Below are 2,612 nucleotides of genomic sequence, written 5' to 3' on the forward strand. Positions count from 1 at the left end.
GAAGAAACAAAGTCGGCCTTCATTAACGCTTTGAAGAACGAAGAAACAAAGTCGGCCTTCATTAACGCTTTGAAGAACTTTGTTGACGAATTGGAGCAAAATAAATAATCTTAACGCCAAGAAAACATGTCAAACCCTCAAGAATTAAAAACCGACGAAAATACAGGCCAGGAAGGCTTTAAACCAGCTGAAGCCAAAACCTTAGAAAAAACATCACTTAAAGATAACCTCGAAAAACTGGCCCGTGTTGGCGGTTTCGATCTGTTGGAAGCCACTGTTGATGGTCTGCAGAATTTAAACCCTGAACGTAAAGCCCGTAAACAGATCTTTTTAACCGGTGATGAGAAAAAGAAAGAACGTGAAGAGCTGAAAAAGAAAATCCAGCTTTGGATTGATGTGCTTGAATCTTCCACTTCAGTTGCCGATATGGTAGAAAAAAGCACTCAAAAGCTGAATGCTGCCGAAGAAAATCTGAATAAAAACATCGGTACTGCATTAGAAAGTACAAGAGAGCTGGAGCAGGCATACCGTTCGGTACATTTATTCTATAAAAATACCGAATCCGACAAACTTAAAAATGTAGTGCTGTTAAATGCATCAATGGATCAGATCAAGGATCTTGATAATCCACGTTTTATTGAATACGTAGATGATGAGTTAAAACAGAATTACGACCGTTTGGATCTCCGTAATAACTATTCGTTAATGGTTGTGCCCGGCTATATGGGTTCCAATAAAGTACTAGAGAGATGGGGTAAAATTGCGCATAACAACAAAGCCATGCTGGTAACCGATTTTGCCGATCTTGATCAGCCGGATGATGTACTTGATTTATTTACCGCAGCAAACTTTACCGGAGGTGACGCATTCAGGTCGAACGTAATCATGACCTGTAACTGGTTGGTTGGCCGTGGTAAAGTTGCAGAAGTGGGTGAGGAAGACGATTTAACCGTACCCGGATCAGCAGCACTTGCAGGTAAAATGTATTACACCTTAATGTCGCAGGTTACTGCAGGTAAAAAACATGGTGCTATAAACGAGGTAGATGGTGTAAAATTCGATTTAAAGAAAAGTGAAATCTCTCATTTAGAAAGAGTAGGCTTGGTGCCAATGGTTAACGAATATGGTAAAGTAATGGCTTTTTCTGCCAAAACCTTATTTAACGGAGATAATATCGGTTTACAAACTTATTCGGTTGTACGTGTATTCGATTATATTACCAAAGTACTATTCGATTTCCTGAACAGAAGGGCTTTCGAAAACTGGACTTCTAAAACGGAACAAGACCTGCGTGGCCAGATTGTTAAGTTCTTGGATGGTATTCAGGGAGCCGACCGTTTAATCGAGAGATTTAAAATTATGCGTTTTGAAAGAGATGAACAACAAAAAGACAGGATTCACCTGGATATCCACATCACACCATATTTCCCGGCTAAAAGTTTTGTAGTAAAACTAGACGGGCATAAAGGCGAAGATGAAAATACCACATGGAATACAGAGTACAATCAGCAGTAGTTTTTGATGGCTGAAAATAAAAACCCAACCCCAGCGTTGGGTTTTTTTATGGGTTATGCATAACACTTAACAAATTCTTTATAATTTTGTAATGCATCGGCCTGATCAGATTAATCAAAAAAAATGAAGCAAATACTTATCCTGAATGGGGATATTGAAAAAAACGCATCTACGAATTTCCTGATTAACGCGTATAAGCAAGGTGCCGAAAGTGCTGGTGCAATCGTACGAGAGTTGGCCATTATCGACCTCATATTCAACTCGAATAAGCTGTTTAACAACAGGCAGATTGCCGAGTTAGAGCCCGATTTGCAAAAAGCTTTAACCGCAATTAGGCAGAGTAACCATGTGGTGCTTTTTTGTCCTGTATACGTAGACCATATTCCCGCAAAGATTAAGGGTTTTTTTGATCGTTTATTTATGCCTGACCAGATTTTTACTACCCAGCAGCAAAACGTAAACAATAATTTTAGTGGTCGTTCGGCACGGATTGTGTCTATTTTGGATGAGGCTACTTTTAAAGAATGGAAAGCAAATAAGAAAACAACTTACCTATCCATCAAAAAAGTTATTTTCGAGAAATGCAGAATGAGCCCCGTGCTCACCAATACCATTGGTGAATTACATTCTCTTGAAAATCATTACAGCCAAAAATGGGTAGCTAAAATGGAAAAATTTGGTTCACAGCTGATTTAAAACTTAAGTTACCGGAAATATTTGTCCAAAAAGACTACATCTTGGGTAAAACCACTACAGTTACGTAAGTTATTCTCTATCACGTTGTATTTGTAACACTAAAAATATCTTAAAACTTTTCCACACGTTTTCCACAATAATAACTCGTTTAACTAATCGTTTAGTGCGTTTTCAGGCTTTTATCTTGATTTCAAAAATAAGATTATTCGCTATAGATGAGCAATATAAAGCGTAATTGGCCTGATCTTTGGTTAATGCTGATACTGTAGCGGAGGCTACAATAAATCAAATTTTTTAACCTTTAAATTTTAAAACTATGGCTTTCAAAGCTAGATTAAATTTTTCAGGCAAGGAGTACGATGTGCTTCATTGTGCCTATGCGTTAAACCGTGATGTAGATG

The 2,612-nt window shown here is 37.9% G+C and carries 3 protein-coding genes; all 3 read left to right on the plus strand.

Going from position 1 to position 2,612, the window contains the following annotated elements:
- Window positions 1-126 precede the first annotated feature (126 nt).
- On the plus strand, window positions 127-1,515 hold the full coding sequence (locus AC1DPQ_RS24210) for a DUF5458 family protein (protein ID WP_477582744.1): 1,389 nt from the start codon (window positions 127-129) through the stop codon (window positions 1,513-1,515).
- 123 nt (window positions 1,516-1,638) lie between these two features.
- Window positions 1,639-2,211: an NAD(P)H-dependent oxidoreductase gene (locus AC1DPQ_RS24215; RefSeq protein ID WP_477582745.1), complete on the plus strand. Its 573-nt coding sequence runs from the start codon at window positions 1,639-1,641 to the stop codon at window positions 2,209-2,211.
- A 316-nt stretch (window positions 2,212-2,527) separates the two neighbouring features.
- Window positions 2,528-2,612 (plus strand): type VI secretion system tube protein TssD (gene tssD / locus AC1DPQ_RS24220; protein ID WP_477611131.1); only part of this gene is annotated, 85 nt, incomplete at its 3' end.

This window comes from Pedobacter sp. 01T416_2, assembly GCF_056398925.1.